Source organism: Falsiroseomonas frigidaquae, from assembly GCF_012163145.1.
Classification (GTDB): Bacteria; Pseudomonadota; Alphaproteobacteria; order Acetobacterales; family Acetobacteraceae; genus Falsiroseomonas; species Falsiroseomonas frigidaquae.
This window is the reverse complement of record NZ_JAAVTX010000003.1, coordinates 33,161-57,090: the sequence shown is the minus strand read 5'-3', so window position 1 is coordinate 57,090 and position 23,930 is coordinate 33,161. Positions and strand designations below refer to the sequence as shown.

21 protein-coding genes are annotated in these 23,930 nt (G+C 71.8%); 11 read left to right on the top strand and 10 right to left on the bottom strand.

The features are described from left to right. Window positions 1-75: 75 nt before the first annotated feature. Entirely contained in the window at window positions 76-2,682 is a 2,607-nt protein-coding gene (gene clpB / locus HB662_RS09270) for an ATP-dependent chaperone ClpB (RefSeq protein WP_168049468.1), read from the top strand. Here the strand turns inward: clpB and HB662_RS09265 are convergent. From HB662_RS09265 to HB662_RS09255, 3 genes are all read right to left on the bottom strand, one after another. Further along, the gene (locus HB662_RS09265; protein WP_168049467.1) at window positions 2,667-5,057 is read right to left on the bottom strand and encodes a methyl-accepting chemotaxis protein; all 2,391 of its coding nucleotides are present in this window, start codon (window positions 5,055-5,057) and stop codon (window positions 2,667-2,669) included. The genes clpB and HB662_RS09265 overlap by 16 nt on opposite strands. Window positions 5,058-5,138: 81 nt before the next feature. Further along, entirely contained in the window at window positions 5,139-5,912 is a 774-nt protein-coding gene (locus HB662_RS09260) for a transglycosylase SLT domain-containing protein (protein ID WP_168049466.1), read from the bottom strand. 32 nt (window positions 5,913-5,944) lie between these two features. Further along, window positions 5,945-6,739 (bottom strand): outer membrane lipoprotein, encoded by a 795-nt coding sequence (locus HB662_RS09255; protein WP_168049465.1) that lies wholly within the window; start codon window positions 6,737-6,739, stop codon window positions 5,945-5,947. Between the two features lie 136 nt (window positions 6,740-6,875). On the opposite strand from HB662_RS09255, the gene HB662_RS09250 reads away from it, so the two are divergent. The 3 genes from HB662_RS09250 to HB662_RS09240 all read left to right on the top strand — a co-directional run bounded on the left by HB662_RS09250 (window position 6,876) and on the right by HB662_RS09240 (window position 10,424). After that, complete coding sequence (locus HB662_RS09250) at window positions 6,876-8,444, top strand: alkaline phosphatase D family protein (RefSeq protein ID WP_209443205.1); 1,569 nt, start codon at window positions 6,876-6,878, stop codon at window positions 8,442-8,444. Window positions 8,445-8,477: 33 nt separating this feature from the next. Beyond that, entirely contained in the window at window positions 8,478-9,344 is an 867-nt protein-coding gene (gene mmsB, locus HB662_RS09245) for a 3-hydroxyisobutyrate dehydrogenase (protein WP_168049463.1), read from the top strand. 201 nt (window positions 9,345-9,545) lie between these two features. Beyond that, the gene (locus tag HB662_RS09240) at window positions 9,546-10,424 is read left to right on the top strand and encodes a hypothetical protein (protein ID WP_168049462.1); all 879 of its coding nucleotides are present in this window, start codon (window positions 9,546-9,548) and stop codon (window positions 10,422-10,424) included. A 21-nt stretch (window positions 10,425-10,445) separates the two neighbouring features. On the opposite strand, the gene HB662_RS09235 is transcribed toward HB662_RS09240, so the two are convergent. The 4 genes from HB662_RS09235 to HB662_RS09220 form a co-directional block, all read right to left on the bottom strand. Then, window positions 10,446-10,904, bottom strand: coding sequence for an RES family NAD+ phosphorylase (locus HB662_RS09235; protein WP_342449479.1), 459 nt, complete (start codon window positions 10,902-10,904; stop codon window positions 10,446-10,448). A 4-nt stretch (window positions 10,905-10,908) separates the two neighbouring features. After that, a complete protein-coding gene (locus HB662_RS09230; protein WP_168049460.1) occupies window positions 10,909-11,499 on the bottom strand; it encodes an antitoxin Xre/MbcA/ParS toxin-binding domain-containing protein in 591 nt (196 codons plus the stop codon). 69 nt (window positions 11,500-11,568) lie between these two features. After that, window positions 11,569-12,579 carry a TAXI family TRAP transporter solute-binding subunit gene (locus HB662_RS09225; protein ID WP_245185548.1) on the bottom strand — a complete coding sequence of 337 codons (1,011 nt, stop codon included), beginning with the start codon at window positions 12,577-12,579 and terminating at the stop codon, window positions 11,569-11,571. 43 nt (window positions 12,580-12,622) lie between these two features. Next, the gene (locus HB662_RS09220) at window positions 12,623-12,883 is read right to left on the bottom strand and encodes an SEL1-like repeat protein (protein ID WP_168049459.1); all 261 of its coding nucleotides are present in this window, start codon (window positions 12,881-12,883) and stop codon (window positions 12,623-12,625) included. Window positions 12,884-13,721: 838 nt separating this feature from the next. On the opposite strand from HB662_RS09220, the gene HB662_RS09215 reads away from it, so the two are divergent. Further along, window positions 13,722-14,378, top strand: coding sequence for a hypothetical protein (locus HB662_RS09215; RefSeq protein ID WP_168049458.1), 657 nt, complete (start codon window positions 13,722-13,724; stop codon window positions 14,376-14,378). 2,093 nt (window positions 14,379-16,471) lie between these two features. Beyond that, on the top strand, window positions 16,472-16,792 hold the full coding sequence (locus tag HB662_RS09210; RefSeq protein ID WP_168049457.1) for a hypothetical protein: 321 nt from the start codon (window positions 16,472-16,474) through the stop codon (window positions 16,790-16,792). A 242-nt stretch (window positions 16,793-17,034) separates the two neighbouring features. On the opposite strand, the gene HB662_RS09205 is transcribed toward HB662_RS09210, so the two are convergent. Genes HB662_RS09205 through HB662_RS09195 form a run of 3 tightly spaced genes read right to left on the bottom strand, consistent with a single transcriptional unit; the run spans window position 17,035 to window position 19,465 of the window. Beyond that, window positions 17,035-18,303 (bottom strand): DNA polymerase IV, encoded by a 1,269-nt coding sequence (locus HB662_RS09205; protein ID WP_168049456.1) that lies wholly within the window; start codon window positions 18,301-18,303, stop codon window positions 17,035-17,037. Then, window positions 18,303-18,593 carry a hypothetical protein gene (locus HB662_RS09200; RefSeq protein WP_168049455.1) on the bottom strand — a complete coding sequence of 97 codons (291 nt, stop codon included), beginning with the start codon at window positions 18,591-18,593 and terminating at the stop codon, window positions 18,303-18,305. The genes HB662_RS09205 and HB662_RS09200 overlap by 1 nt, the downstream gene beginning before the upstream one ends. Then, window positions 18,590-19,465 carry an ROK family protein gene (locus tag HB662_RS09195; RefSeq protein WP_168049454.1) on the bottom strand — a complete coding sequence of 292 codons (876 nt, stop codon included), beginning with the start codon at window positions 19,463-19,465 and terminating at the stop codon, window positions 18,590-18,592. The genes HB662_RS09200 and HB662_RS09195 overlap by 4 nt, the downstream gene beginning before the upstream one ends. Before the next feature lie 77 nt (window positions 19,466-19,542). Between HB662_RS09195 and HB662_RS09190 the strand changes: the two genes are divergently transcribed. The 5 genes from HB662_RS09190 (at window position 19,543) to dxs (ending at window position 23,893) form a co-directional block, all read left to right on the top strand. After that, entirely contained in the window at window positions 19,543-19,800 is a 258-nt protein-coding gene (locus HB662_RS09190) for a sulfurtransferase TusA family protein (RefSeq protein WP_168049453.1), read from the top strand. Continuing rightward, the gene (locus HB662_RS09185; protein ID WP_168049452.1) at window positions 19,797-20,726 is read left to right on the top strand and encodes a histone deacetylase family protein; all 930 of its coding nucleotides are present in this window, start codon (window positions 19,797-19,799) and stop codon (window positions 20,724-20,726) included. The genes HB662_RS09190 and HB662_RS09185 overlap by 4 nt, the downstream gene beginning before the upstream one ends. Before the next feature lie 76 nt (window positions 20,727-20,802). Beyond that, window positions 20,803-21,054 carry an exodeoxyribonuclease VII small subunit gene (locus tag HB662_RS09180; protein ID WP_168049451.1) on the top strand — a complete coding sequence of 84 codons (252 nt, stop codon included), beginning with the start codon at window positions 20,803-20,805 and terminating at the stop codon, window positions 21,052-21,054. Then, on the top strand, window positions 21,054-21,965 hold the full coding sequence (locus HB662_RS09175; protein WP_456305469.1) for a polyprenyl synthetase family protein: 912 nt from the start codon (window positions 21,054-21,056) through the stop codon (window positions 21,963-21,965). Before HB662_RS09180 ends, HB662_RS09175 begins: the two co-directional genes overlap by 1 nt. 5 nt (window positions 21,966-21,970) lie before the next feature. Continuing rightward, window positions 21,971-23,893 carry a 1-deoxy-D-xylulose-5-phosphate synthase gene (dxs, locus tag HB662_RS09170; RefSeq protein WP_168049450.1) on the top strand — a complete coding sequence of 641 codons (1,923 nt, stop codon included), beginning with the start codon at window positions 21,971-21,973 and terminating at the stop codon, window positions 23,891-23,893. The last annotated feature ends 37 nt before the right edge of the window (window positions 23,894-23,930 follow it).

Here is a 23,930-nt window from a genome sequence, read left to right as displayed (position 1 = left end):
TCTTCACAAGCGACCTCCCCGCTGCCCGATCGGGGGCGAGGGGCGCCCCAGTCCGCTCACGAGAGGGACATCAGGATGGACATCGAGAAATTCACCGACCGCGCCCGCGGCTTCCTCCAATCGGCGCAGACCATCGCGATCCGCGAATTCCACCAGCGGGTCACCCCTGAGCACCTGCTGAAGGCGCTGCTCGATGACGAGCAGGGCGCCGCGGCCGGGCTGATCCGTGCCGCCGGCGGCGATCCCGCCGTGGCCAAGCAGGCCGTGGATGCCGAAATCGCGCGCCAGCCCAAGGTGCAGGGCGCCGGTGCCGGCCAGCCCCAATTCACCCCGGATATCGTCCGCGTGCTGGATGCGGCGCAGCAGGCCGCGACCAAGGCGGGCGACGCCTTCGTGGCGCAGGACCGCCTGCTGGTGGCACTCGCCGCCAGCGACGGCCCGGCCGGCCGCGCGCTGCGTGCCGCCAAGGCGGAGGTGGCGAAGCTGGAATCGGCCATCGCGACGCTCCGCAAGGGCCGCACCGTGGACAGCCAGAATGCCGAGGAGCAGTTCGAGGCCTTGAAGAAATACGCGCGCGACCTCACCCAGCTGGCGCGCGAGGGCAAGCTCGACCCCGTCATCGGCCGGGACGAGGAGATCCGCCGCACCATCCAGGTGCTGGCGCGGCGCACCAAGAACAACCCGGTGCTGATCGGTGAGCCGGGCGTCGGCAAGACCGCCATCGTCGAAGGCCTGGCGCTGCGCATCGTCCGCGGCGACGTGCCGGAGGCGCTGAAGAACAAGAAGGTGATGGCGCTCGACCTGGGCTCCATGGTGGCCGGCGCCAAGTATCGCGGCGAGTTCGAGGAACGCCTGAAGGGCGTGCTGAAGGAGGTCGAGGAGGCCGCCGGCGACATCGTGCTGTTCATCGACGAGATGCACACGCTGGTCGGCGCCGGCAAGGCGGATGGCGCCATGGACGCCTCCAACCTCATCAAGCCGGCGCTGGCGCGTGGCGAGCTGCATTGCGTCGGCGCCACCACGCTCGATGAATACCGCAAGCATGTGGAGAAGGACGCGGCGCTGGCGCGGCGCTTCCAGCCGGTGATGGTGGGCGAGCCGAGCGTGGCCGATACGGTCTCCATCCTGCGCGGCATCAAGGAGAAGTACGAGCTGCACCACGGCGTCCGCATCACGGATGGGGCGCTGGTGGCCGCGGCCACGCTGTCGAACCGCTACATCACCGACCGCTTCCTGCCGGACAAGGCGATCGACCTGATGGACGAGGCCTCGTCGCGCCTGCGCATGCAGGTGGACAGCAAGCCGGAGGAGCTGGACGCGATCGACCGCGACCTGATGCGCCTGAAGATCGAGCGCGAGGCGCTGCGGAAGGAAAGCGACGCTGCCAGCAAGGACCGCCTGGTGAAGCTCGAGAAGGAGCTGGCCGAGCTGGAGGAACGCTCCGACGAGATGACCCAGCGCTGGGAGGCGGAGAAATCCGTCGTGGTGGAAAGCCAGAAGCTGAAGGAGCAGCTGGATCACGCGCGTACCGAGTTCGACCTTGCGCAGAATCGCGGCGACCTGGCGAAGGCCTCCGAACTGCGCTTCGGCGTCATCCCGCAGCTGGAGAAGAAGCTGGCGGAAGCCGGCGATGGCGATGCGCGGCTGGTGAATGAGGCGGTGACGGAGGAAGCCATCGCCGCCGTCGTCTCCCGCTGGACCGGCATCCCGGTGGAGAAGATGCTGGAGGGCGAGCGCGCCAAGCTGCTGAAGATGGAAGACCAGCTGCGCCAGCGCGTGGTCGGGCAGGAGGAGGCGCTGGAGGCAGTGGCCAAGGCTGTCCGCAGGGCGCGCGCCGGCCTGCAGGACCCCAACCGCCCGATCGGCTCCTTCCTGTTCCTCGGCCCGACGGGCGTCGGCAAGACCGAGCTGGTAAAATCGCTGGCGAGCTTCCTGTTCGACGACGAGCGCGCCATGACCCGGATCGACATGTCCGAGTTCATGGAGAAGCACGCCGTCGCCCGGCTGATCGGTGCCCCACCCGGCTATGTCGGCTACGAGGAAGGCGGCACGCTGACCGAGGCGATCCGCCGGCGGCCCTACCAGGTGATCCTGTTCGACGAGGTGGAGAAGGCGCATGACGATGTCTTCAACATCCTGCTGCAGGTGCTGGATGATGGCCGCCTGACCGACGGCCAGGGCCGCACGGTGGATTTCCGCAACTGCATCATCGTGCTGACCAGCAACCTCGGCAGCCAGGCAATCGCGGAACTGCCCGAAACCTCGGATATCGAGGCGGCGCGGCCGGCCGTGATGCGCGCGGTGCGGGAACGCTTCCGGCCGGAATTCCTCAACCGGCTGGATGAGGTGGTGCTGTTCCGGCGCCTGGCGCGCAGCGACATGGCGTCGATCGTGGACATCCAGCTGCGCGGCCTGCGGAAGCTTCTGGAGGATCGCAAGATCACGCTGGAGCTGGACGAGGCGGCGCGGGAGTGGCTGGCGGAAGCTGGCTACGACCCCAGCTACGGCGCCCGCCCGCTGAAGCGCGTGATCCAGCGCAGCCTGCAGGACAAGCTGGCGGGCCTGCTGCTGGAAGGCACCCTGCATGACGGCACTGTGGTGCGCGTCAGCGCCAGCCCGGATGGGCTGGAACTGCGGCCGGTGGCCGTGGGCGAGGGCGACACGGCTCAGGCCGCCGCGTGATCCGGTGCCTCGGCTGCCTCCGCCAGCAGTGAAAGCTGCTGGCGGGCGGCGGCCGAAAGCCCTTCGAGCTTGCCGCGCACCGAGCCCTGGCCGGCATGCACGACCACCAGCGTGGCATCGATGGCGAGCTCAGCCACCTGCACCCGCAGCCGGCTGCCGATGGCGGGGGTGGCATCGCAGGCCACGGCGAGGCCGGCTTCCGAGATGTCGATCAGCCGGCCGGAAACCTCCATGGCGCCCAGCAACAGCCTCGCCGCGGCGGTGGAGGCGTAGCGCCGGGCGATCCGTCGATCCGTCTCCCGCGTCGCGCTGCGCACCGCCCGCACCAGTTTGCTGCTCAGCGCGGTAACCGCCGCGCCGGCGCCGGTGGTGTCGTCGCGTACCGTGGTCAGCAGGGTATCGGTGCGCGCCGTTTCCCGTGACACGCCGGCGATCCGCTGCGCCACTTCCCGCGCTGCTTCCGCCGTCTGGGCGATGATGCCGGCGATCTCCCGCGTCGTCGTCGCCTGTTCCTCCACAGCTGCGGCGATCGCGCCCGCGGCCACATCCACCTCGGCGACGGAGCCGGCGATGTCGTGGACGGCGCGCGTGGCCGCTTCCGTCGCCTGTCGCACCTCGGCCACCTGCCGGCCGATATCCTCCGTCGCGCGGGCGGTCTGCGCGGCGAGCTGCTTCACCTCGCTGGCGACCACCGCGAAGCCCTTGCCGGCCTCCCCGGCACGGGCCGCCTCGATGGTGGCGTTCAGCGCCAGCAGGTTGGTGCGGGCCGCGACATCGGCGATGAGGGATGCGGCGCCGCCGATCCGCCCGACGGCGGCGGCCAGCCCCGCGATGGTCTCGGCGCCGCGGCGGCCGAGCTCGGAGGTATTGCGCGCGGCGGCGGCGGTGCGGCTGACCTGCTGGGCGATCTCGCCGATCGAGGCGGTCAGCTCCTCGGTCGCCGCGGCCACGGATTGCGCCGCGGTCAGCGACTGTTCGGCGGCGGCGGCCACCGTCGCGCTGTCCTGGGCGATCAGCGAGGCGGATTCGCCTACCGCATCGGCGCCCTGGCGCAGCCGTTCCATGCGGTCCGAGACGATCTGGACGGCGTCGCGCACCTCGCCATCCATGCGGTCGCCCATGTCGCGCATGGTGATGATGCGGTCCTCCGCCGCGGCCTGGCGCTGCGCCTCGGCCTCATTCGCCGCCGCGCGGGCACGCAGCGCGACGTGGCGCAGGGCCTCCGCCGCCGCCAGCACGCCATCCACCTCATCCGCGCCGCGTCCCCCGGGGGCGCGACGTTGCGCGATGGGGTGGTCGAGCTGCCCCTCCGCCACCTGGCGCAGCGCCTGCATGGCGCGCCGCAGCGGCCGGGCGACGCCGCCACTCAGGAAGGCCAGGGCACCCGCCGCCACGCACAGCCCGCCGAGCAGCGCGGCGGCATGCAACCAGAGCTGCAGGCCATCGGCCGCCCGTCCGGCGGCCACCACCTCGGCCAGCGCGGCGCTGGCGGCGCGCTGGGCGGCGACCACGGCGGTGATGGCGCGGGTCGCCTCGGCGAACCATTCGGCCGGGGTCAGCGGATAGGCGGCACCGGCATCCGCCGCGTCCAGCACCGCCTTGCGCCGGGGCAGCAGCCCGTCGCGCCAGGCGGCCTGGGCGGCGGCCAGGGGGGCGGCGACGGCATCGGGCAGGCCGTTGGCGAGATTGGCGGCAGCGGCGAAGCCTTCGGCGGCGCGGGCCATGTTGCCGCCCAGGGTGCGGTGCTCGGCCGCGGTCGGCGGGCGGCCCTGCGCGATCAGCCCGTTCATCAGCCCGCGCTCGCGGCCCGCCTGCTCCGCGATATCGGCCAGCGCGCCGCGCAGCGCGGCAAGCCGGGCGCGCTGATCCGCCGCGCCGGTGGTGGCGAGTTCGATGCCGTGGCGCAGCGCGGCGATGGCGTCGATCTGCGCGGTGGTCGCGGGAAACCATTCGGCGGGGCGGGGCAGAGGCGGGGCCTGCGGGCCGCGCGGCGCATCCAGCGCGGCGCGCATCCGCGCGACGATGCCGCGGGCCTCCGCCAGCCGGGCCAGGGTGGGGGCGAGCACCGGCTGGTCACCGAGCGCCGGCAGCACCGTATCCAGCGCCGCCTCGGCGGATTGCCGGGCCGCGCGGGCCGTGGCGTAGGCGGCGGCGGGGGCCGCCCCGGGGTTGCCGAGGATGCCATTGGTGGTGCCGCGTTCCACCGCCAGCGCGATGCCGGCTTCGACCAACTGCGCCACCTGCGCTTCGGCCTGCAATTGCCGATCCGCCAACTGCATCGCCTGCCAGGCGCCGAGGCCCGCCTGCCCCAGCATCAACATCAGGCCCAGGCCGAGCAGCAGCACCGGCAGAAGGATTTTTACCCGCAGGGACATCGTTGGCTCCATGCCCGGGCGCCGCATTCCTTGCGGTTCCGGGATGAAGAGCAGGCTAGGCCGCGCCTTCTGAAGACGAGGTTAGCGGCGCGACATCAGCAGGCCGCGGGTGCGCCCGGCGATCGGCACCGGCAGGCTGCGATAGGCATCCAGCCCGCGCCCGGCGGTGCCGGAGGGTGCCGCGATCACGGCCGCCCGCTCCGCCCCATTGGACAGGCCGGCGCCACCGGAACCGGGAGGAATCGCCGGGGGCGTGGCGCGGGCCGTGGCTGTGGGCAGTGCCACCGGCGGATGCGGCTGGCCCTGTTCGCGCGCCCAGGCCGCCAGCACCCTTTCGCGGTAGGGCTCGGCGTGTTCCGGCGTCATGGAATGGTAGCCGGCGGCGGCGCGGGTCCAATCCCCGGTGCGGCCATGCAACTCGGTCAGGAAGCGCGCGGCGTAGCGGGCGTTGGTCGCCGGGTCGAAGGCGGCGTCCAGGCTGGGGAAGGCATCCGGGTGGTGGCGCAGATTCACCTGCATGCAGCCGATGTCGATGGAGCGCACGCCGCGGGCCTGCAGGGCCTGCACCTCGGCAATGGCTGCCGCCTTGCTGGCAAAGAACTGCCCACGCCCCTCGGCATTGATGGTCCAGGGCCAGGGGTGGAAGGAACCCGTCTCCGGGTCCCGCCGCCCGGAGTCGACGCGGCCGATGGCGGTCAGCAGATGCGCCGGGATGCCGGCGGCGCGTTCCGCCGCCTGGATGGCGGCGCGGCATAGCAGGCCTGGCTCGGCCCGGGGCGCCTGGGCGCCGGCGGCCTGGCTGTGCAGCGTGGCGGGCAGCAGGATCAGCAGCAGGGTCAGGAGGGTGCGGGTCATGCGCCGGGCAGCGCAAGCCGCGTGCCAGATGGCTAGGGGGTGGCGGCGGGTGGGGCGGCCGAGGGGGCGAGCAGCGGTTCCGTACCGGGCGCAGCCTCGACCGGGGCGGGCGTGCCTGGGGGCGGCGCGAGGCGGGCGGGCGACGGCGCCTCATCCTCCGGCAGCGCGGGGCCCTGGTTCGGCTGCACCGGACCCTGGTCTGGCTGTTGCGGACCCTGGTTCAGCTGCGCCGGAACCTGGTCTGGCTGGGCCACACTCGCAGGGCCCGGCGCCGTGGCGGCCGAGGGGCCCGGCGCCGTGGCGGCCGAGGGGATCGCCGCCGGAAGGGTGGCCGGCGTCGGGGTGCCGCTGCCTTCTTCCGGCACCGGCTGCGTGTAGTCCGGCACGATGCGCGCCTGCGCCCCGGCGATCACCAGCACACGCTCTCCGATCGCCAGCGCGATCTCGTCCCGCTGCGTCACGGACAGCAGGTCCCCGTTCGGCTTGCGGACGATGTATTCATAGGCCGTGGTGTTGCCGGCCACGCGTTCCGTCGCCGCGCCGAACAACCCGCCGACCAGCGCGCCGCCGACCGCGCCGATCGCGCCCGCCATGTTGCCGCCCGGCGCCTGCGAGCCGAGAATCCCGCCCGCCGCGCCGCCCGTGGCGGCACCGGTGTTGCCTTCCGCCGTCACCGTCACCTGGCGGCGCCCGATGATCACGGCCTGTTCGACTCGGTTCATCTGCTGCACGGCGGCGGTGGCGTAGTCGTCCGGCGAATAGCTCGGGCGGCAGGCGGCCAGGGCCAGGGCGGGCAGCAGCAGGAGAAGGGTGCGGGGGATTGCCATGGCCCCGTTGCATAGGCCAGCCCGCGCCACGCTGCCACCCGCCTCGCTCATGCCCGACCCTCACCTCTTGCCGAGCCACCCGCTCCGCCGCACAGCTTGCATTGCGACGGGGGAAGGTGGATTCGGTATGGCATCGGTGCGGCGACATCTGGCCGATCTATCCCGGCGCGGCCTGCTGCGCGGCGCCACCGGCCTGGCGGGGCTGGCGGCACTCGGGCCGGCCTTCTCCACCAGGGCGGAATCGCGCCTGCCAGGGGGAATGACCAGCGAGCCCTTCCGCCTCGGCGTCGCCGCCGGGGACCCGCAGCCCGACGGCTTCGTGATCTGGACCCGCCTGGCGCCGGACCCGCTCGCCCCCGATGGCGGCATGCCCCCCGCCCCGGTGGAGGTGGCGTGGGAGGTGGCGGAGGACCCGGCCTTCCGCAGCATCGCCGCCGCCGGCCAGGCGCTCGCCCGGCCCGAATGGGCGCATAGCCTGCATGTGGAGGTGACGGGCCTGCGCCCCCAGCGCCCCTATTTCTACCGCTTCCGCCTGCACGGCGAGGCCAGCCCCACCGGCCACGCCCGCACCGCGCCGCTGCCCACCGCCGACGCCGATTTCCGCATGGTGACCGCGGGTTGCCAGCATTACGAACACGGCTTCTTCACCGCCTGGCGGCACATTGCGCAGGAGGAGGTGGACCTCGTCTTCCACTACGGCGATTTCATCTATGAATATGCCGGCCGCCCGATCGGCGCCGTCTCCTCCGGCCGCAGCACGGTACGCAGCCATGCGGGTGGCGAGACCTTCGGGCTGGCCGACTACCGCACCCGCTACGCGCAGTACCGGCTGGACCCGGACCTCGCCGCCGCCAGCGCCGCGCACGCCTTCGCGGTCACCTTCGACGACCATGAGGTGGCGAACAACTGGACCGGCGATGTCGGTGGCCGCGGCGAGACCGGCCCCGACTTCGACCTGCGCAAGGCCGCCGCCTTCCAGGCCTGGTACGAGCATATGCCGGTGCGCCGCAGCGCCCTGCCGCAGGGCCCGCGCATCACCGCCCATCGCCGCCTGCACTTCGGCCGCAACCTGGCGCTGCACCTGCTGGACACGCGCGGCGCGCGGGACGACCAGCCCTGCGGCGACGGCACGAAACCCCCCTGCGCGGAGGTGGCGCGGGCGGAGGCGCAGATGCTCGGCGCCGCGCAGGAAGCCTGGCTGCTGGACGGTGCCGCCGCCCGCCCCGCCACCTGGCAGGTGCTGGCGCAGCAGGTGCCGATGTTCGCGCGCACCTTCCCCAACGGCGCCATCGGCATGGACAAGTGGGATGGCTACCCCGCCGCCCGCACCCGCCTGCTGCACGGGCTGCACCAGCGCGGCGCGACCAACCTGGTGGTGCTCTCCGGCGACGTGCACAGCGCCTATGCCGCCACGGTGGCGGCGGAGCCGGAGGGCCCGGCGCTGGCCTGCGAATTCACCGCCACCTCCATCAGCAGCGAGGGCGATGGCAGCGAGCAGCGGCGCGGCAGCGCGGCCCTGCTGGCGGCCAACCCGCATATCGCCTTCCACAACAACCGCCGCGGCTACACGCTGCAGCATTTCACCGGCCGGCACTGCTTCGCGACCTTCCGCGCCCTGCCCTTCGTGAGCAGCCCCGGCGCCCCGGTGGAGGACCGCGCCCGCTTCGTGGTGGCGGCCGGTGACGTGGCGCTGCACCCGGCGTAGCGTTTCGGCCAACACAGGAGAGGGAACGTCGCCATGGCGCGCATCGGCTTCATCGGCCTCGGCAATATGGGCGCGCCGATGGCGCGCAACCTGGTGAAGGCGGGGCATGCGGTGACGGTGTTCGACCTGTCCCCGGCCGCCATCGCCGCCATCCCCGGCGCCACGCCGGCCGAGAGTGCCGCGGCCGCGGCGCTGCAGGCGGAATTCGTCTTCACCATGCTGCCCGCCGGGCCACAGGTGCGGGACGCGCTGCTGGGCAGCGGCGGCGTGGCGGCGGCGGCGCCGGAGGATGCGGTGCTGGTCGATTGCTCCACCATCGACGTGGCGACGGCCCGCGCCCTGGCCGCCGAATGCGGCCGCGCCTTCCTGGATGCGCCGGTCTCCGGCGGGGTGATGGGGGCAGAGGCCGGGACGCTGACCTTCATGGTCGGCGGCGATGCGGCCGCCTTCGCGGCGGTGGAGCCGCTGCTGGGGGTGATGGGCCGCACGGCGATCCTGTGCGGCGCGGCCGGCGCGGGGCAGGCGGCCAAGGCCTGCAACAACATGATGCTGGCCGCGACCATGATCGTGACCGCCGAGGCCTTCGTGCTGGCCGAGAAGCTGGGGCTTTCGCACCAGGCGCTGTTCGACGTGGCCTCGAAATCCTCCGGCCAGAGCTGGAGCCTGACGACCTATTGCCCGGTGCCGGGGCCGGTGCCGGGCAGTCCGGCCAACCGGGACTACGCGCCGGGGTTTGCGGCGAGCCTGATGCTGAAGGATCTGGGGCTGGCGGTGGGGGCGGCGCAGGCTGAGGGGCTGGAATTGGCGGTGGGGGAGAAGGCGCTGGAGATTTACCGGCGGTTTGTGGAGGAGGGGGGCGGGGGCGTGGATTTTTCGGGGGTGGTGCGGATGGTGAGGTGAGGGAGATAGTCATGAACCGGCAGCGCGCTTACCTGTCGCGAAAGTAGATGCGGAGCGAGCCGATCCGCTATGCCTGCCACCAATCGACCAACCCGAGCGGACGAAATCCTCATAGGGACAACTCGTGTAGCTCATGAGCTGCACGTAACCGGTGGGATTAGGGCTTTCGGCGTTCGCGAGGGATTCTGGACATGGAACCCCGTGATTGTAGGCGGAACCAAGCGTCTACTTAAGCCTCTGCCGATCGCGTCAATTGCAGATTTGGCGCAGACGCTCGGCGCGGAGTTGTTCGGCAGCGACGAAATCAGCGGGCTTGAAGGGCCGCTACTATCCAGACATTGGACGCCATTTGATGGCCTCGGCAAGGACCGGCGTCAGCCAGCTGATCAATGGCTGTCCATCGCGAGTAACGCCGAACTGGCAGGCGACAAGCGATACGCCGAGCTTGCGGACCATATATCCTTCAGCCTGAGGGCGGCAGGCATACGGCTTCGCGATGCATCCGACCACTACAGGGCACAACTGATCGCTGCGATCCAAGTAAAGCAAAAGCCGGGCAATCTTTTTAGTAATATCCCGCTGAGCGATCTACAGCTTGCGTTTCATTCGGTCCTTTCTGAACTTGCGAGCGCTCGTGACTATTTCGCGGCCCTGCTCGCTTGTCAGATGGGCGCGCCGGCCAAAATTGACGCCATGAACCGGTTTAAGGATTGGGTCATGAAGTCCAGTAATGCGCACCTTCAATCAGATCCCATGGTGGCCGAGATAATTAAGATCGATGACATGACCAACAAAAATTCTTGGCTATATGATCTCACGGAGTATCGCAATGAATTTCTCCATAGGCGTCCGCTTGGCGCGATGGAAAGCGCGCGGTGGCTTCGATACGACGTGTATGAGCGGGAAGGAATTATCTATCCCTTCATTGAGATGCCGCTAAGTCCCCGTGACTCGTCGGCTCCGGGCCAAGATGCGCTTCGGCGCTTTGTATATCTGCACAGGCGAATGACGATGCTTTTGCGTGACGCCATCACCCACGCCCGGTATTCTGATACATTACCAAGTCTCGAAAGCAGCTAGAAGCATTTCGAGGCGGATGCCTTACCGCCCAAAAATCCGCGGATCCATCACCACCCGCTCCTCCACCCCCACCACAATTCGGGACGAATCCGGATGCCCCGGATTCACCACCACATTCTCATCCCGCCCGCCCGTGACCACGGACGGCACGATCAGCAGCGCCGACCGTCCCTCCCGCAGCCAGGCCCCGCCAAAGCCCTGCGCCACGGAGGTCTCGAACGGATCATCCCAGCCCGGATGTCGCGCCGGGTCGAAGCGTTCCCGCGAAACCGTCTCCGGCACCTCCGCCATCACGCAGCGTGCCGCACTCGGCGGGGATTTGCGGTTGGCGTGCACCAGCACCTCCACCAGGCAAAGGGCAAAAATGCTGCCGGCGTAGATCGCGGCCAGGCCGGGGGGATTCCAGCGCTGCCCGAACAGCCGGGCGCCCTCGCCGGACCAGATCGGGTGCGGCCCGGTCACGATGCGCCACAGCCGCACGCGGCTACAGCGCCAGCCCGTATTCCAGCGCGTTCAGCAATTGCTCCGTCCGCCGCGTGCCGAGGTCGCTGCGCGCCGCATCCACCGGGCTGCGCCCGTCCAGCGCGGGGTGCGGGGTGGTCATGAAGTCCCGCGCCTCCGCCTCCGTCCCCAAGGCGCGGCGGGCATGGACGAACAGCCGGGCCACCCGCTCCGTCCGCTCGCTTTCCTGCGGCGAGAGCTGCGTCGCCCGGCGTTCCAGGGTCGTCTTCGGCACCACGCCCCATTCCAGGCTAGTGGCATGGGCCTTGTCGCCGCCGGCCAGGCTTTCCGCCACATGCCGCAGCGCCTGCCGCGGCAGCCCGCGCTCCACCGCCTTCTCGATCAGCGCGGCGGAGGGGAGGGAGACGCTGTGCGGCCCGGGCCGCGGCTTGCGCTCACGGCCGCCGCCGAAGGCCGCAAGGGTCCGGCCCTCGACGATCCGCAGGGTGGCGTCGCCCAGGCGGATCACGAAATCCGCATCCCCGCCCGTGGCGTCGCGCGGGGCCTCGGCGTCCAGCAGGAAGGCGATGCCCATCAGCGCCGCCACCGCCTTCGCATCGTAATTGGTGAGCATGCTGCCCGGCCTCCGACCACATGGGCAGAAATAGTGCCCCAGTTGGTCAGCGGCAAGGCGTTTCGGCGCCTACCCCGGCCCCGCCTCGAACCGCGTCCACCCCGGCACCGTCGCCTCAAGGTTCACCTCGCGCCATTTCGGGTGCCGCGGCGGGCGCAGGAAGGCGTCGAAATTGGCGTTCAGCGCGGCGATAAACCGGGAAACCTTGCGGTGGCGCTCGGACCCCGCGGGCCAGGCATAGGCGGCCAGGACTGCGCCCACCGCGATGGTGTCGATTCCGCCCTCCGGCACCAGGGCCGGATAATCCGCGGCGGTGAAGCGGGAAGGCAGGTAGGTCTCCAGCAGCGCCGCCTCGGCCGGCAGCGGCAGCAGGCGCAGGCCCGAATCCGCCGCGATGCCGGTGAACAGCCGCGCCGGCTTGCCCGCCACATAGACCAGCGCCGCAATCTCCCCGCGCCGCAGCCGCTCCAGCGCCACATCCTGCGGCGCGTTCTGTTCCTGCACCTCGATCCCCAGCGCGCCGAGCACGAGGGAGGCGGTCATCGCCGTGCCGCTGCCGCGCAGATCCACATTCACCGGCTGGCCCGCCAGGTCCCGCACGCTTTCGATCCCCGGGCGGGCGAGGATGTGGATCTCCTCGTCATACAGCTTGCAGACATACTGGATCAGCCGCTCGACGGAGGGGAACAGGCTTTCGCGCCGCGCATAGGCCAGCACGTCCGATTGCACGATGCCGAGGTCCACGCCACGCAGCACCATGATATCGGCGATGTTCTGCACCGATCCGCGGCCGATCATCGCGATCACCCGCACCCGGTCGCCATCGTCCAGCACCGCCGCCAGGTCGGCCGCGATGCGGATATAGGTGCCGTCCACCCCGCCCGCGATCAGCCCGACCGTGCCGGCATTGGCGCGCGCCGCCATCGCGTTCAGCCGGGTGATGGAATTGCCGGGCATCGGCTGCGCCAGCGCCGAACCCGCACCCAGCGCCGCCGGCGCCACCAGGCCGCCGGCCAGCGCCAGCAGCAGCTTGCGGCGCGCCATCTCGGGCGAGGCGCCAATCCGGGACGTGCCGCTCATGCCGATCCTCCTGCGTTGCGGTGGTGAAGTTTCGCGCGGCGCCTCATTGCCGCGTCGCGCCGAGCTCGGTGGCGCGGCGGTACCAGTAGGCGGCCTGCTCCGGGTCCGGCCGGATGCCGCGCGCGCCGAGCTCGCCGAGCACCGCCGGGTCGAAGCTGCGGCCCATCGCGGTGGCCGCGGCGGCGCTGCCGGCGCTGGCGGCACGGGTATAGAGCAGCCGGGCGGCTGAGATATCGCCCCGCGCCAGCATCTCATCCCCCCGCGCGATCAGCAGCGCCACGATCGCCGGCGCAAGCCTGGCCACCGGCGGCGCAGCCTGGGCCGGGGCAGGTTGGGCGGGGGCAGGTTGGGCGGGCGCAGGTTGGGCGGGCGCAGGTTGGGCGGGCGCAGGCTGGGCGGGCGCAGGTTGGGCGGGGGCAGCTTGGGCGGGCGCAGCTAGGACGGGGCCAGGTTGGGCTGGGGCAGGTGAGGGCGCTGGCGCGGGTTCGGGCGCCAGGGCAGCTGCGGGCGCCGGTTGCACGAAGGCCGGTGCCGCGGCGGCGGTCTCCCCGGGCGCTGCGCCGCCCTGAGCCGCCTCCGCTTGTGCCGGTTCGGCGGGTACTGCCGCCACTGGCGCGGTCTGCACCGAGGCCGGGCCTGCCGGGCCAGCCGGTGGGGAGGGCGCAGGCGCAGGTGCAGCCGCTGTGGCCGCAGCCGGTGGAGGGGTGGCCGGTGGAGGGGTGGCCGGTGTGGGGGGAACTGGTGTCGGGGCGGGTTCCGCCACGGCGGCCGGCGCTGAGGGCGCCGCCGGCGCCACCTGGACCGGCGCGGGTCGTGGCGCCGCGGAGGGCTTGGCGACCTTGCCGGACATCGGCTTGTCCGACTTCGCAGGCCTCGGCGCCACGCGCGCCGCTGCCGGGACCTCGGCCGGCGCCTGCGGTGCCGCAGGCTGCGGCGGCGCAGATGGTACAGCCTGCACTGCCACGGCCGACACGGTCGCTTCAGGAGCGGCAACGCGCGCACGCTCGCCCCCCGGTACCGGACCTTCGACGACCGGACCTTCGACGACCGGACCTTCAGCGACCGGGTCGGCGGCGACCGGGCCGGCGGCCGCGGGCTCCGGTGCCGTCGCCACCGGCGCACGCGGCGTGGCAGCGGCCGGCATGGATCCCTCCGGTGCCGCAAGCGACTCTCGCACCGCCGAATATTCGGAGGCCACGCTGGCGGCTGCGACCGTGGGCACCGGTGCCGGAGCGCCCGGCAAGGTTGTCCCCGAGGCGGCCAGGGATGCGCGCTCGGTCTCGGATGCGGAGCTTCCGGAGGTCATGCTGGCTGCTGCGGCCGCGGGCACCGGTGCCGGGGCATCCGGCCGCTCCGTTACCTGCCTTCCCGCTGCGGAAGCGTCCCGCAGGGTTGTCCCCGAGGCGGCCAGGGACGCGCGCTCGGTCTCGGATGCGGAGCTTCCGGAGGCCATGCTGGCTGCTGCGGCCACGGGCGCCGGTGCCGGAGCATCCGGCCGCTCCGTCACCTGCGTTCCCGCTGCGGAAGCGTCCGGCAGGGTTGTCCCCGAGGCGGCCGAGGACGCGCGCTCCATCTCGGATGCGGAGCTTCCGGAGGCCATGCTGGCTGCTGCGGCCTCGGGCGCCGGAGCATCCGGCCGCTCCGTCACCTGCCTTCCCGCTGTGGAAGCGTCCGGCAGGGTTGTCCCCGAGGCGGCCGAGGACGCGTGCTCCGTTTCGGATGCGGAGCTTCCGGAGGCCATGCTGACTGCTGCGGCCGCAGGCACCGCTGCCGGAGCATCCGGCCGCTCTGTCGCCTGAGTTCCCGCTGCGGAAGCGTCCGGCAGGGTTGTCCCCGAGGCGGCCGAGGACGCGCGCTCCGTCTCGGATGCGGAGCTTCCGGAGGCCATGCTGGCTGCTGCGGCTGCGGGCGCCGGTGCCGGAGCATCCGGCCGCTCCGTCGCCTGCGTTTCCGCTGCGGAAGCGTCTGGCAGGGCTGTCCCCGAGGCGGCCGAGGACGCGTGATCCGCCTCGGATGCCCGACTTCCGGAGGCAAAGCTGGAGGCGACAGCAGCAGGTTCCGGTACAGGAGGGTCCGGCTGCACCACCTCCTGCACCCCCGATGCCGCTGAGGCCGGCGGCGCCGCGCCCTGTGCCAGGCGGGGCTCGCTCTCGTCCGCGGAAGCCGGGCTTTCGGAGGCCAGGTTGGCGGCTGCGGCCACTGGCTCCGGTGCCGGTGACACCGTCACCTCCGTGGAAGCAGCCGGCAGGGCCACCCCTGATCCGGCGGCGGGCTCACGCTCATTCCCGGCTGCCATGCTCTCGGAAGCCGAGCTGGCGTCCGCGGCCGACATAGCCGCCCCCGAGGCCGCCAGATGCGTGGTCTCGGCCTGAGGCACTGGGGTTGCCGAGGCCCAGCTCGCTGCTGCGGCCGTTGGTCCTGTCGCAGCGGCGCCTGGTACCACCGCCTCCTGCATACCCGATGCGGCCGCGGCCGGCGGGGTGGCCCCAGAGGCGGCCAAGCCTTCGCTTTCGGCCCCTGAGGTCAGGCTGGCGGCTGCGGTCGTGAGTTGCGGTGCGTGTGTGTTCGGCGGCACCGCCTCCTGAATGCCCGGTTCGGCCGGCGGGGTGGCCCCAGAGCCGGCCAAGCCTTCGCTCCCGGTCGCCGGGGGCAGGCTGGCGGTCGCAGTCGCGGGTTGTGGTGCGGCTGTGTCCGCCGGCACCGCCTCCTGAATGCCCGATTCGGCCGCGGCCAAGCCTTCGCTTTCGGCCCCTGAGGTCAGGCTGGCGGCTGCGGTCGTGGGTTGCGGCACCGTCGCCTGCGTTCCCGATGCGGCAGCGGCCGGCAGGGTCGTCGCCCGGGCGGCGAGGGGCTCGGGCTCGCCCTCCGCGGACGGGCTTTCGGGGGGCCGGCTGGCCGGGGGCGGCGCGGTGCCGGGCGCTGGCGGCGTGACGTCGTCCGGAGCGGCCGCGGCCGCAAGTTCCGCCAGGCGCATTTCCGGCCGGGCCTCGTCCGGCTCCTGGAGCGCGGGTGCGGGCTCAGCTGCTTCCGGCGCGTCTGCCGACGGCGAGGCTGCCTGTGCCGCGCCATCCGCCGCAGCTTCCGCTTCGGGCGGCCGCTGCCACAGGATGATGTCGCCTGGCGCCGCCGCAGGGGGAAGCTGGGCCGTCGGCACGGGCGCGTCGGCGGCCTCTCCGCCTGGGGCCGGGCTTGGCGGCAGCGCCGCCTGGGCCTCCACCGCAACGGGATCGGCCGTCGCGGCTCGCGCCTCGACTGCGGGCGTCAGCCGCGGCTTGTCGCGTTCCGGCGACCGCGTGACGGTGGCAGGTGGTGTCCCGGCAGGCTCGGACGACAGGTCCGCCTCGACCTTCTGGCGATAGGCGGCGAGGGTCAGGGGCGGCGGGTCGGGCTCCGCCAGGGCAGCCGGGTCCGACGACAAAGGCGCGCCTTGCAAGGGGGTGTCGGCCGCCGCCTGGGTGCCGGCGGCCCCCTGGGTGACGGAGGTTGCCGGCAGCGGCGCGGTGGCCGGGGCATGCAGGAAAGCACCCGCCATGCCGAACGCCACCAGCGACAGTCCCGCGATCGGTACCAGAAGGCGGCGGGGGGGAGCGCGATGCGGCGGCTTGCCCGCATTCTCCGGAGCGCCGTCATCCGCCGCGGAGAGCAACGCCGCGATGGCGGCCGCAACATCGGGCGTCGTCGCATCCGCCGGCTTCGCAGCCCGTGGCGCAGACGCCGTCGCCCTACCGACCGGGGCGGCTCCCTGGCTTCCTCTCTGGCTCCCTCTCTTGCTTCCTCCCTGGGCATCTTCCGGGGCAGTGGGCGCCGGACGCAGGGCCAGCCGAACCTGCTCCATCCAGCGCAGCCCCCTCGGGTCGCCCGCCTGGGCGATCGCCGGCGCCGCGGCGAAGGCATGGTCGAGCATCAACAGCAGGCGCCACATGTCGCGCTCGCCCAGCACCAGATGAATCACCGGCACCGTGCCGGAGCAGTTGCGCCGGAAGCCGATGGAGCGCAGCCTTTCGTGCAGCATCTGCACCGGCGCGGCCGTGGGGCGCGGCTCCAGGTCCAGCAGCGCCACCCCATAATTCGCGTGCGCCAGGACAAGATCCACCTGCACCGGGGCGTCCGGCCCCGGATCCTCCTGCAAGACCTTCCAGCCCAGATCGCCGAGGATCTGCACGGCGCCCTGTCGCGACGTGAATTCCCGGGGTGGCAAGGGCGAAGCCTGTGATGCCGTATTCATGGATCCCTGGCCCTGCCGTCAAAGCCGCTACCTGCCTGAACATGATGCAGGAAACGTCGGAACAGCATGATTTAGCCGAGGCGCCACTTCCATATCCGGCAGGAAATCTCGCCGGAACGTGAAAATAATCCTAAAACACAAATTGTGTTCGCCTGGGTGGAGCGACGCCCGATTCGTTGGCTTTCCGGTTGAGAAGCTCAATCCAGCAGCAAAACGGGCTGCTGCCGTGCCTACTCCGCGTCCCGCTTCCGGCCGCCCAGTGCCCGCCCGCTGATCACCGCATCGGCGCCGAAGCGGGCCCGCAGCTTCTCCACCGCCGCCCAGCGCCCGGCCCGCCGCGCCACATCCGGGTCCGCCAGGTCCGGCAGATCCGCCTGGTCGCCGGGCGCCAGCGGCTGCGATCCGATGCCGATCAGCCGGAAGGCCGCGCCCGTCGCCTCCTTCGCCAGCATCGGCTGAGCGGCGCGGAACAGCATCTCCGGCAGCTTCGTCGGCCGGCCGAGGCGCACGGTGCGGGTGCGGGTCTCGAATTTGTCGGTCTTCAGCTTCAGCACCACCCCGGCCGCCGCCAGGCCCTTTTCCGAAAGGCGCCGGCCGAGCTTCTCGCACAGCTGCCACAGCGGCGCCTCCAGCTCCGCCAGGGCGCGCAGGTCGGTCTCGAAGGTGGTCTCGGCGGAGATGCTCTTCGCCTCCCGCGCCGGATCGACCCGTCGGCTGTCCTCGCCGCGGGCGCGGGCGGCCAGGGCGGGTCCATCCTCGCCGAAGCGCCGCGCCGCCTCCCGCGCATCCAGCCCGGCCAGCTGGCCGAGGCGGGTGAAGCCGGCGGCGGTCAGTTTGCGCGCGAGCGCGGGGCCGACGCCGGGCAGCAGCGTCACGGGCTGCCCCGCCAGCCAGTCCCGCGCCTCCGGCCCCAGCACCGCGAAGCCGCGCGGCTTGTCGCGTTCCGCCGCCAGCTTGGCCAGCAGCCGGTTCGGCGCCAGGCCGATCGAGACGGTGATGCGCAGGCGCCGCTCCACCTCCCGCGCGAAATGGGCCAGGACCACCGCGGGCGGGGCGCGGTGCAGCGCTTCCGTGCCCGAGAGGTCGAGCACCGCCTCATCGATCGACAGCGGCTGCACCAGGGGGGTCAGCGCCTCCATCATCTCCCGCATCTCGCGGGCCACGGCGACGTATTTGGCCATGTCCGGCCTGATCACCACCGCATCGGGGCAGGCTGCGAGCGCCTTGAACATCGGCATGGCGCTGCGCACGCCGCGGGTGCGGGCCAGGTAGCAGGCGGCGGAGACCACGCCGCGCCGCCCGCCGCCGACGATCACGGGGTGGGCCAGCAGTTCCGGGCGGTCGCGCTTCTCGATGCTGGCATAGAAGGCGTCGCAATCGACATGGGCGATGGGCAGGGTGAACAGCGAATCATGCCGGATGATCCGGCGCCCGCCGCAGGCCAGGCAGGTGGCGCCGGGCGGGTCGCGGGCCAGGCAGTCCCGGCACAGCGCGGGCATCAGGCGGGCGCCAGGATCGCCGCCGGAATCGCCAGCGCCATCGCCGCCAGCGCCCAGGGCCACAGCCGGTGGAAGCGCGCCATCACCGCCCGCACATGCGGCCGGGCTGCCGGCGGCGCGCGGTCGGCATCGTGGAAGCGCGGCGCGTCCCACAGCAGCCAGGCGCCGCCATGCCCGGCGCGCATCGCGCGGAAGGTGGCGGCCATGGCCTGCAGCAGGTGCCACATCGCCACCAGCATCAGCGCCACCGCGCCGGCCATCAGCAGATCCGCGATGGCCTGGCGCGTCACCACAGCCGCGCGGCGCCCAGCACGCCGGAACTGTCGCCATGCCGCGCCTGCACCACCTGGGTGGTGCAGCTGTCGGAGAAGACGTGGCGCGGAATCAGCCGGGGCAGCGCCTCATACAGATGCGCCATGTTGGACAGGCCCCCGCCGAGCACGATCACCTCCGGGTCCAGCAGGTTGATCACGCCGGCCAGCGCGCGGGCCAGCCGGTCCACATGCCGGTCCAGCGCCGCCTGTGCCCGCGCATCGCCGGCGGCGGCGCGGGAGGGCAGGCCGGAGGCATCCCGCGCGCCGGGGCCATCGGCATCGGCGGCCAGCGCGGGGCCGCAGAGGAAGGTCTCGATGCAGCCGTGCTGGCCGCACCAGCAGGCCGGGCCGGGGAATTCGGCGGCGGTCATCCAGGGCAGGGGGGTATGGCCCCATTCGCCGGCGACGCGGTTGCGGCCCTCCACCAGCCGCCCCTCCACCACCACCCCGCCGCCGACGCCGGTGCCGAGGATGACGGCGAAGCCGCTGCCCTTGCTGTCGTGAAACTCGCTCATCGCCAGGCAATTGGCGTCGTTGGATAGCCGCACCGGCCGGCCGATGGCGGCGGCCAGGTCGGCCTGCAGCGGCTGGCCGTTGAGGAAGGTGGAGTTGGCGCCGCGGATCAGCCCGGTGGCGGGGCTGACGCTGCCGGGGATGCCGCAGCCGATGGTCGCTGTGGCGCCGATCTCGGCCTCCGCCGCCGCCACCATCTCCGCGATGCGGCGCACCGTCTCGGCATAGGTGCCGGGGGTGGGCAGGCGGCGGCGCAGGCGCAGCGCCCCGCCGGGGTCCAGCGCCGCCACCTCCACCTTGGTGCCGCCGAGATCGATGCCGATGCGCCAATTCATGCGCCCAGGGTGCCGCCCGGCGGCGCCTGCCGCAAGCGCGCTTGCCCTTTCCGCCGCGCGGTGGTGGATTCAGGCGCATGAGCGAGACGCTGTTGGATGTTCAGGGCCTGACCTGCCCCCTGCCGGTGCTGAAGGCGAACAAGGCGCTGCGGTCGCTGCCCGCCGGCGCAAGGCTGGTGGTGCTGGCGACCGACCCCGCCAGCGTCAAGGATTTCCGCGCCTATGCGGCGGAAACCGGCCATGCGCTGGTCGGCTTTTCCGAGGATAAGGGCCAGTTCCGCTTCACCCTGCGCAAGCGGGAAGACCCGCCCGCGCAGGCCGAGCCCGAGGCATGAGCGTGCTGCTGTTCACCCACCTCGCCTGCCTGCGCCATGACCCCGGCGAGGGCCATCCGGAATGTCCGGACCGGTTGCGCGCCGTGCTGCGCGCGCTGGATGCCGGCGAGTTTCTCGAATTGATCCGGGCAGAGGCGCCGCTGGCGACGGTGGAGCAGCTTCTGCGCGTGCATCCCGCCGGCTATGTCGATGCCATCCTCGGCATCCGGCCGGAGGGCGATGAGATCGTCGCGCTGGATGCCGACACGCTGATGAGCGCAGGCAGCGCCGAGGCCGCGCTGCGCGCCGCGGGTGCCGCCATCGCCGGGGTCGATGCGGTCTGCACCGGGGAGGTGCGCCGCGTCTTCTGCGCCACCCGCCCGCCCGGCCACCATGCGGAGCCGAAGCGGCCGATGGGCTTCTGCCTGTTCGCCAATGCGGCGGTGGCGGCGCGGCACGCCCAGGCGGCGCACGGCCTGGCTCGCGTGGCGGTGGTGGATTTCGACGTGCATCACGGCAATGGCACCCAGGCCTGCTTCGAGGCCGATGCCAGCCTGTTCTACGCCAGCAGCCATCAATGGCCGTGCTACCCCGGCACCGGCGACGTGCATGAAACCGGGGTGGGCAACATCTTCAACGCGACCCTGCCACCGGGTGCCGACGGCGCCGCCTTCCGCGCCGCCTGGCAGGATGATCTGTTGCCTGCGCTTGACAGATTCGCCCCTGACCTCATCGTGGTGTCAGCTGGATTTGACGCCCATGCCAGCGACCCGCTGGCGCAGCTCCGGGTGCGGGAGGCGGATTTCACCTGGCTGACGGAAGCGCTCTGCGGCCTGGCGGACCGCCATTGCTCGGGCAGGCTGGTGAGCCTGCTGGAGGGCGGCTACGACCTGGAGGCGCTGGCCCTGTCCACGGCGGCCCATGTCCGCGCGCTGATGCGCGCCTGATGGCAGCATTTTACAGCCGCCTTCCGCCCGGCTACGCCGGGCCGAGATATTTCCCTTCCCATGGAAGACAAGACTGATGTCAACTCAGCCTGACACGGCAAGGCAGGTCGCCTCCCTTTCCTTCGAGGAGGCGCTGGCGGAGCTGGAGGGGATCGTGAAGGACCTGGAAGCAGGCAAGGGCAAGCTGGAGGAAGCGGTGGCGGCCTATGAGCGCGGTGCCCTGCTGCGCCGCCACTGTGAGGCGAAGCTGGCGGAGGCCGAGGCCAAGGTGCAGGCCATCGTCGAATCGCCCCCGGGTTCCGCCGCCGGCCTGCGTGACATGGCCTGATGCCGGACACCCCGATCATGCCCCCGCTGCAGGCCGCCCTCGCCCAGGCCGCCACCGAGATCGACGCCACCCTCGACCACATCCTGCCCGCGGCCGAGGGACCGGAGGCGCCGTTGCTGGCGGCGATGCGCTATGCCGTGATCGGCGGCGGCAAGCGGCTGCGCGGCTTCCTGGTGCTGGAAGGGGCGCGGCAATTCGGCGTCTCCCGCCAGGCGGCCCTGCGCGTGGCGGCGGCGATCGAGATGCTGCACGCCTATTCGCTGGTGCATGATGATCTGCCGGCGATGGATGATGACGACCTGCGGCGCGGCAAGCCCACCGTGCACAAGGCCTTCGACGAGGCCACCGCCATCATCGCGGGCGATGCCCTGCAGGCGATGGCCTTCGGCACGCTGGCGGATGAGGAGACCCATGCCGATACCGCCGTGCGGATCGAACTGGTGCGCTGCCTGGCCAAGGCGGCCGGCGCGCGCGGCATGTGCGGCGGGCAGATGCTGGACATGCTGGCCGAAGCCGCGTCCGAACCGCTGGACGAGGTGCAGGTCGGGCGGCTGCAGCTGCTGAAGACCGGGCGGCTGATCGAATTCGCCGCCGAAGCGGGGGCGATCCTTGGCAAGGCGCCCTCGGCCCAGCGCCATGCGCTGGCCGCATTCGGCCGTGATATCGGCGCCGCCTTCCAGATCGCGGATGATCTATTGGACGCGACCGCCAGCGCGGCGGAAACCGGCAAGCGCACCGGCAAGGATGCCGAGGCGGGCAAGGCCACGCTGCTCGGCCTGCTCGGGCTCGACAGGGCCCGGATGCAGGCGGAACGGCTGGTGGCCCAGGCACGGGACCACCTGGACAGCTTCGGTGAGCGTGCCGATCTGTTGCGTGACCTGGCCGCCTACACCATCGAGAGGAAGAGCTGACAACCATGGCGCCCCCCGTGACTCCCCTGCTCGATCGGGTCCGCGTTCCGGCCGATCTCCGCAACTATTCGGGGGAGCAGCTCAAGCAACTGGCGGAGGAGTTGCGCGCCGAGACGATCGACGCCGTCAGCCAGACGGGCGGGCATCTGGGCGCTTCGCTGGGCGTGGTGGAGCTGACGGTCGCCGTGCATGCGGTGTTCGAGACGCCGCGCGACCGGCTGATCTGGGACGTCGGCCACCAGGCCTATCCGCACAAGATCCTCACCGGCCGGCGCGACCGCATCCGCACCCTGCGGCAGGAAGGTGGCCTGTCCGGCTTCACCCGCCGGGCGGAGAGCGAATACGACCCGTTTGGCGCCGCGCACTCCTCGACCTCGATTTCCGCCGGCCTCGGCATGGCCATGGCGCGGGACATGAAGGGCGATGACCGGCATGTCATCGCCATCATCGGCGATGGCTCGATGTCCGCCGGCATGGCCTATGAGGCGATGAACAATGCTGGCGCGGTCAAGGCGCGGCTGATCGTCATCCTGAACGACAACGACATGTCGATCGCCCCGCCGGTGGGGGCAATGAGCGCTTACCTGTCGAAGGTCGTCTCCTCCCGCCCCTTCCTCTCGGTGCGGGAGATGATGGCGAAGCTGGCGCGGCGCTTCCCGCGGCCGATCGAGCGCACCGCCCGCCGGGCCGAGGAATTCGCCCGCGGCCTGCTGACCGGCGGCACGCTGTTCGAGGAGCTGGGCTTCTACTATGTCGGCCCGATCGACGGCCATGACCTGGACCACCTGCTGCCGATCCTGCGCAACCTGCGGGATGCGGAGGATGCGCAGCCGATCCTGCTGCATGTCGTGACCCAGAAGGGGAAGGGCTACGCCCCCGCCGAGGCCAGCGCCGACAAGTACCATGGCGTGCAGAAGTTCAACGTCATCACCGGCGAACAGGCCAAGGCCCCGCCCGGCCCGCCCAGCTACACCAAGGTCTTCGCCAATGCCCTGATCGCGGAGGCGGAGGCGGATGAGCGGATCGTCTCGCTCAACGCCGCCATGCCGGCCGGCACCGGTCTCGACCTTTTCGCGAAGAAATTCCCGAAGCGGTGCTTCGATGTGGGCATCGCCGAGCAGCACGCCGTGACCTGCGCGGCGGGCATGGCGACGGAGGGGCTGAAGCCCTTCGTCGCGATCTATTCCACCTTCCTGCAGCGCGCCTACGACCAGGTGGTGCATGACGTGGCGCTGCAATCCCTGCCGGTGCGCTTCGCCATGGACCGGGCAGGATTGGTGGGGGCAGACGGCGCCACCCATGCCGGCAGCTTCGACATCGCCTATCTCGGCTGCCTGCCGAACATGGTGCTGATGGCCGCGGCGGATGAGCTCGAGTTGATGCACATGGTGGCCACCGCCGCGCAGATCGACGACCGGCCGAGCGGCTTCCGCTACCCGCGCGGCGAGGGCACGGGCCTGACGCTGCCGGCGCGCGGCACGCCGCTCGAGATCGGTCGTGGCCGCGTGCTGCGGGAAGGCAATTCCGTCGCCATCCTGTCCTATGGCGCCAGGCTGGCCGAATGCATGAAGGCGGCGGATGAGCTGGCGACGCAGGGCCTGTCCTGCACCGTCGCCGATGCGCGCTTCGCCAAGCCGCTGGATGGCGCCCTGGTGGAACGCCTGGCGAAGAACCACGAGGTGCTGATCACCATCGAGGAAGGCTCGGTCGGCGGCTTCGGCAGCCTCGTCGCGCATCATCTGCTGTGGAAGGGGCTGCTCGACGGGCAGGTGAAGCTCCGCCCGATGGTGCTGCCGGATACCTTCATCGACCATGCCGCGCCGAAGGTGCAGTATGACCAGGCCGGGCTGAATGCGCGGCACATCGTGGCGACGGCGCAGGCCGCGCTGGGCATGGAGCATGCCAAGGCGCAGCCGGCGCGCGCCTGAGAGCTTGCGGATTATTGCCCGGCAGGGCCGACACCGG

Bases quoted from the DNA above. Each gene is read 5' to 3' on its own strand.
- clpB (WP_168049468.1), top strand. From the start codon at position 76: ATGGACATCGAGAAATTCACCGACCGCGCCCGCGGCTTCCTCCAATCG.
- HB662_RS09265 (WP_168049467.1), bottom strand. From the start codon at position 5,057: ATGTCCCTGCGGGTAAAAATCCTTCTGCCGGTGCTGCTGCTCGGCCTG.
- HB662_RS09260 (WP_168049466.1), bottom strand. From the start codon at position 5,912: ATGACCCGCACCCTCCTGACCCTGCTGCTGATCCTGCTGCCCGCCACG.
- HB662_RS09255 (WP_168049465.1), bottom strand. From the start codon at position 6,739: ATGGCAATCCCCCGCACCCTTCTCCTGCTGCTGCCCGCCCTGGCCCTG.
- mmsB (WP_168049463.1), top strand. From the start codon at position 8,478: ATGGCGCGCATCGGCTTCATCGGCCTCGGCAATATGGGCGCGCCGATG.
- HB662_RS09230 (WP_168049460.1), bottom strand. From the start codon at position 11,499: ATGCTCACCAATTACGATGCGAAGGCGGTGGCGGCGCTGATGGGCATC.
- HB662_RS09225 (WP_245185548.1), bottom strand. From the start codon at position 12,579: ATGAGCGGCACGTCCCGGATTGGCGCCTCGCCCGAGATGGCGCGCCGC.
- HB662_RS09215 (WP_168049458.1), top strand. From the start codon at position 13,722: ATGGATCCCTCCGGTGCCGCAAGCGACTCTCGCACCGCCGAATATTCG.
- HB662_RS09210 (WP_168049457.1), top strand. From the start codon at position 16,472: ATGGTCGAGCATCAACAGCAGGCGCCACATGTCGCGCTCGCCCAGCAC.
- HB662_RS09205 (WP_168049456.1), bottom strand. From the start codon at position 18,303: ATGCCCGCGCTGTGCCGGGACTGCCTGGCCCGCGACCCGCCCGGCGCC.
- HB662_RS09195 (WP_168049454.1), bottom strand. From the start codon at position 19,465: ATGAATTGGCGCATCGGCATCGATCTCGGCGGCACCAAGGTGGAGGTG.
- HB662_RS09190 (WP_168049453.1), top strand. From the start codon at position 19,543: ATGAGCGAGACGCTGTTGGATGTTCAGGGCCTGACCTGCCCCCTGCCG.
- HB662_RS09185 (WP_168049452.1), top strand. From the start codon at position 19,797: ATGAGCGTGCTGCTGTTCACCCACCTCGCCTGCCTGCGCCATGACCCC.
- HB662_RS09180 (WP_168049451.1), top strand. From the start codon at position 20,803: ATGTCAACTCAGCCTGACACGGCAAGGCAGGTCGCCTCCCTTTCCTTC.
- HB662_RS09175 (WP_456305469.1), top strand. From the start codon at position 21,054: ATGCCGGACACCCCGATCATGCCCCCGCTGCAGGCCGCCCTCGCCCAG.
- dxs (WP_168049450.1), top strand. From the start codon at position 21,971: ATGGCGCCCCCCGTGACTCCCCTGCTCGATCGGGTCCGCGTTCCGGCC.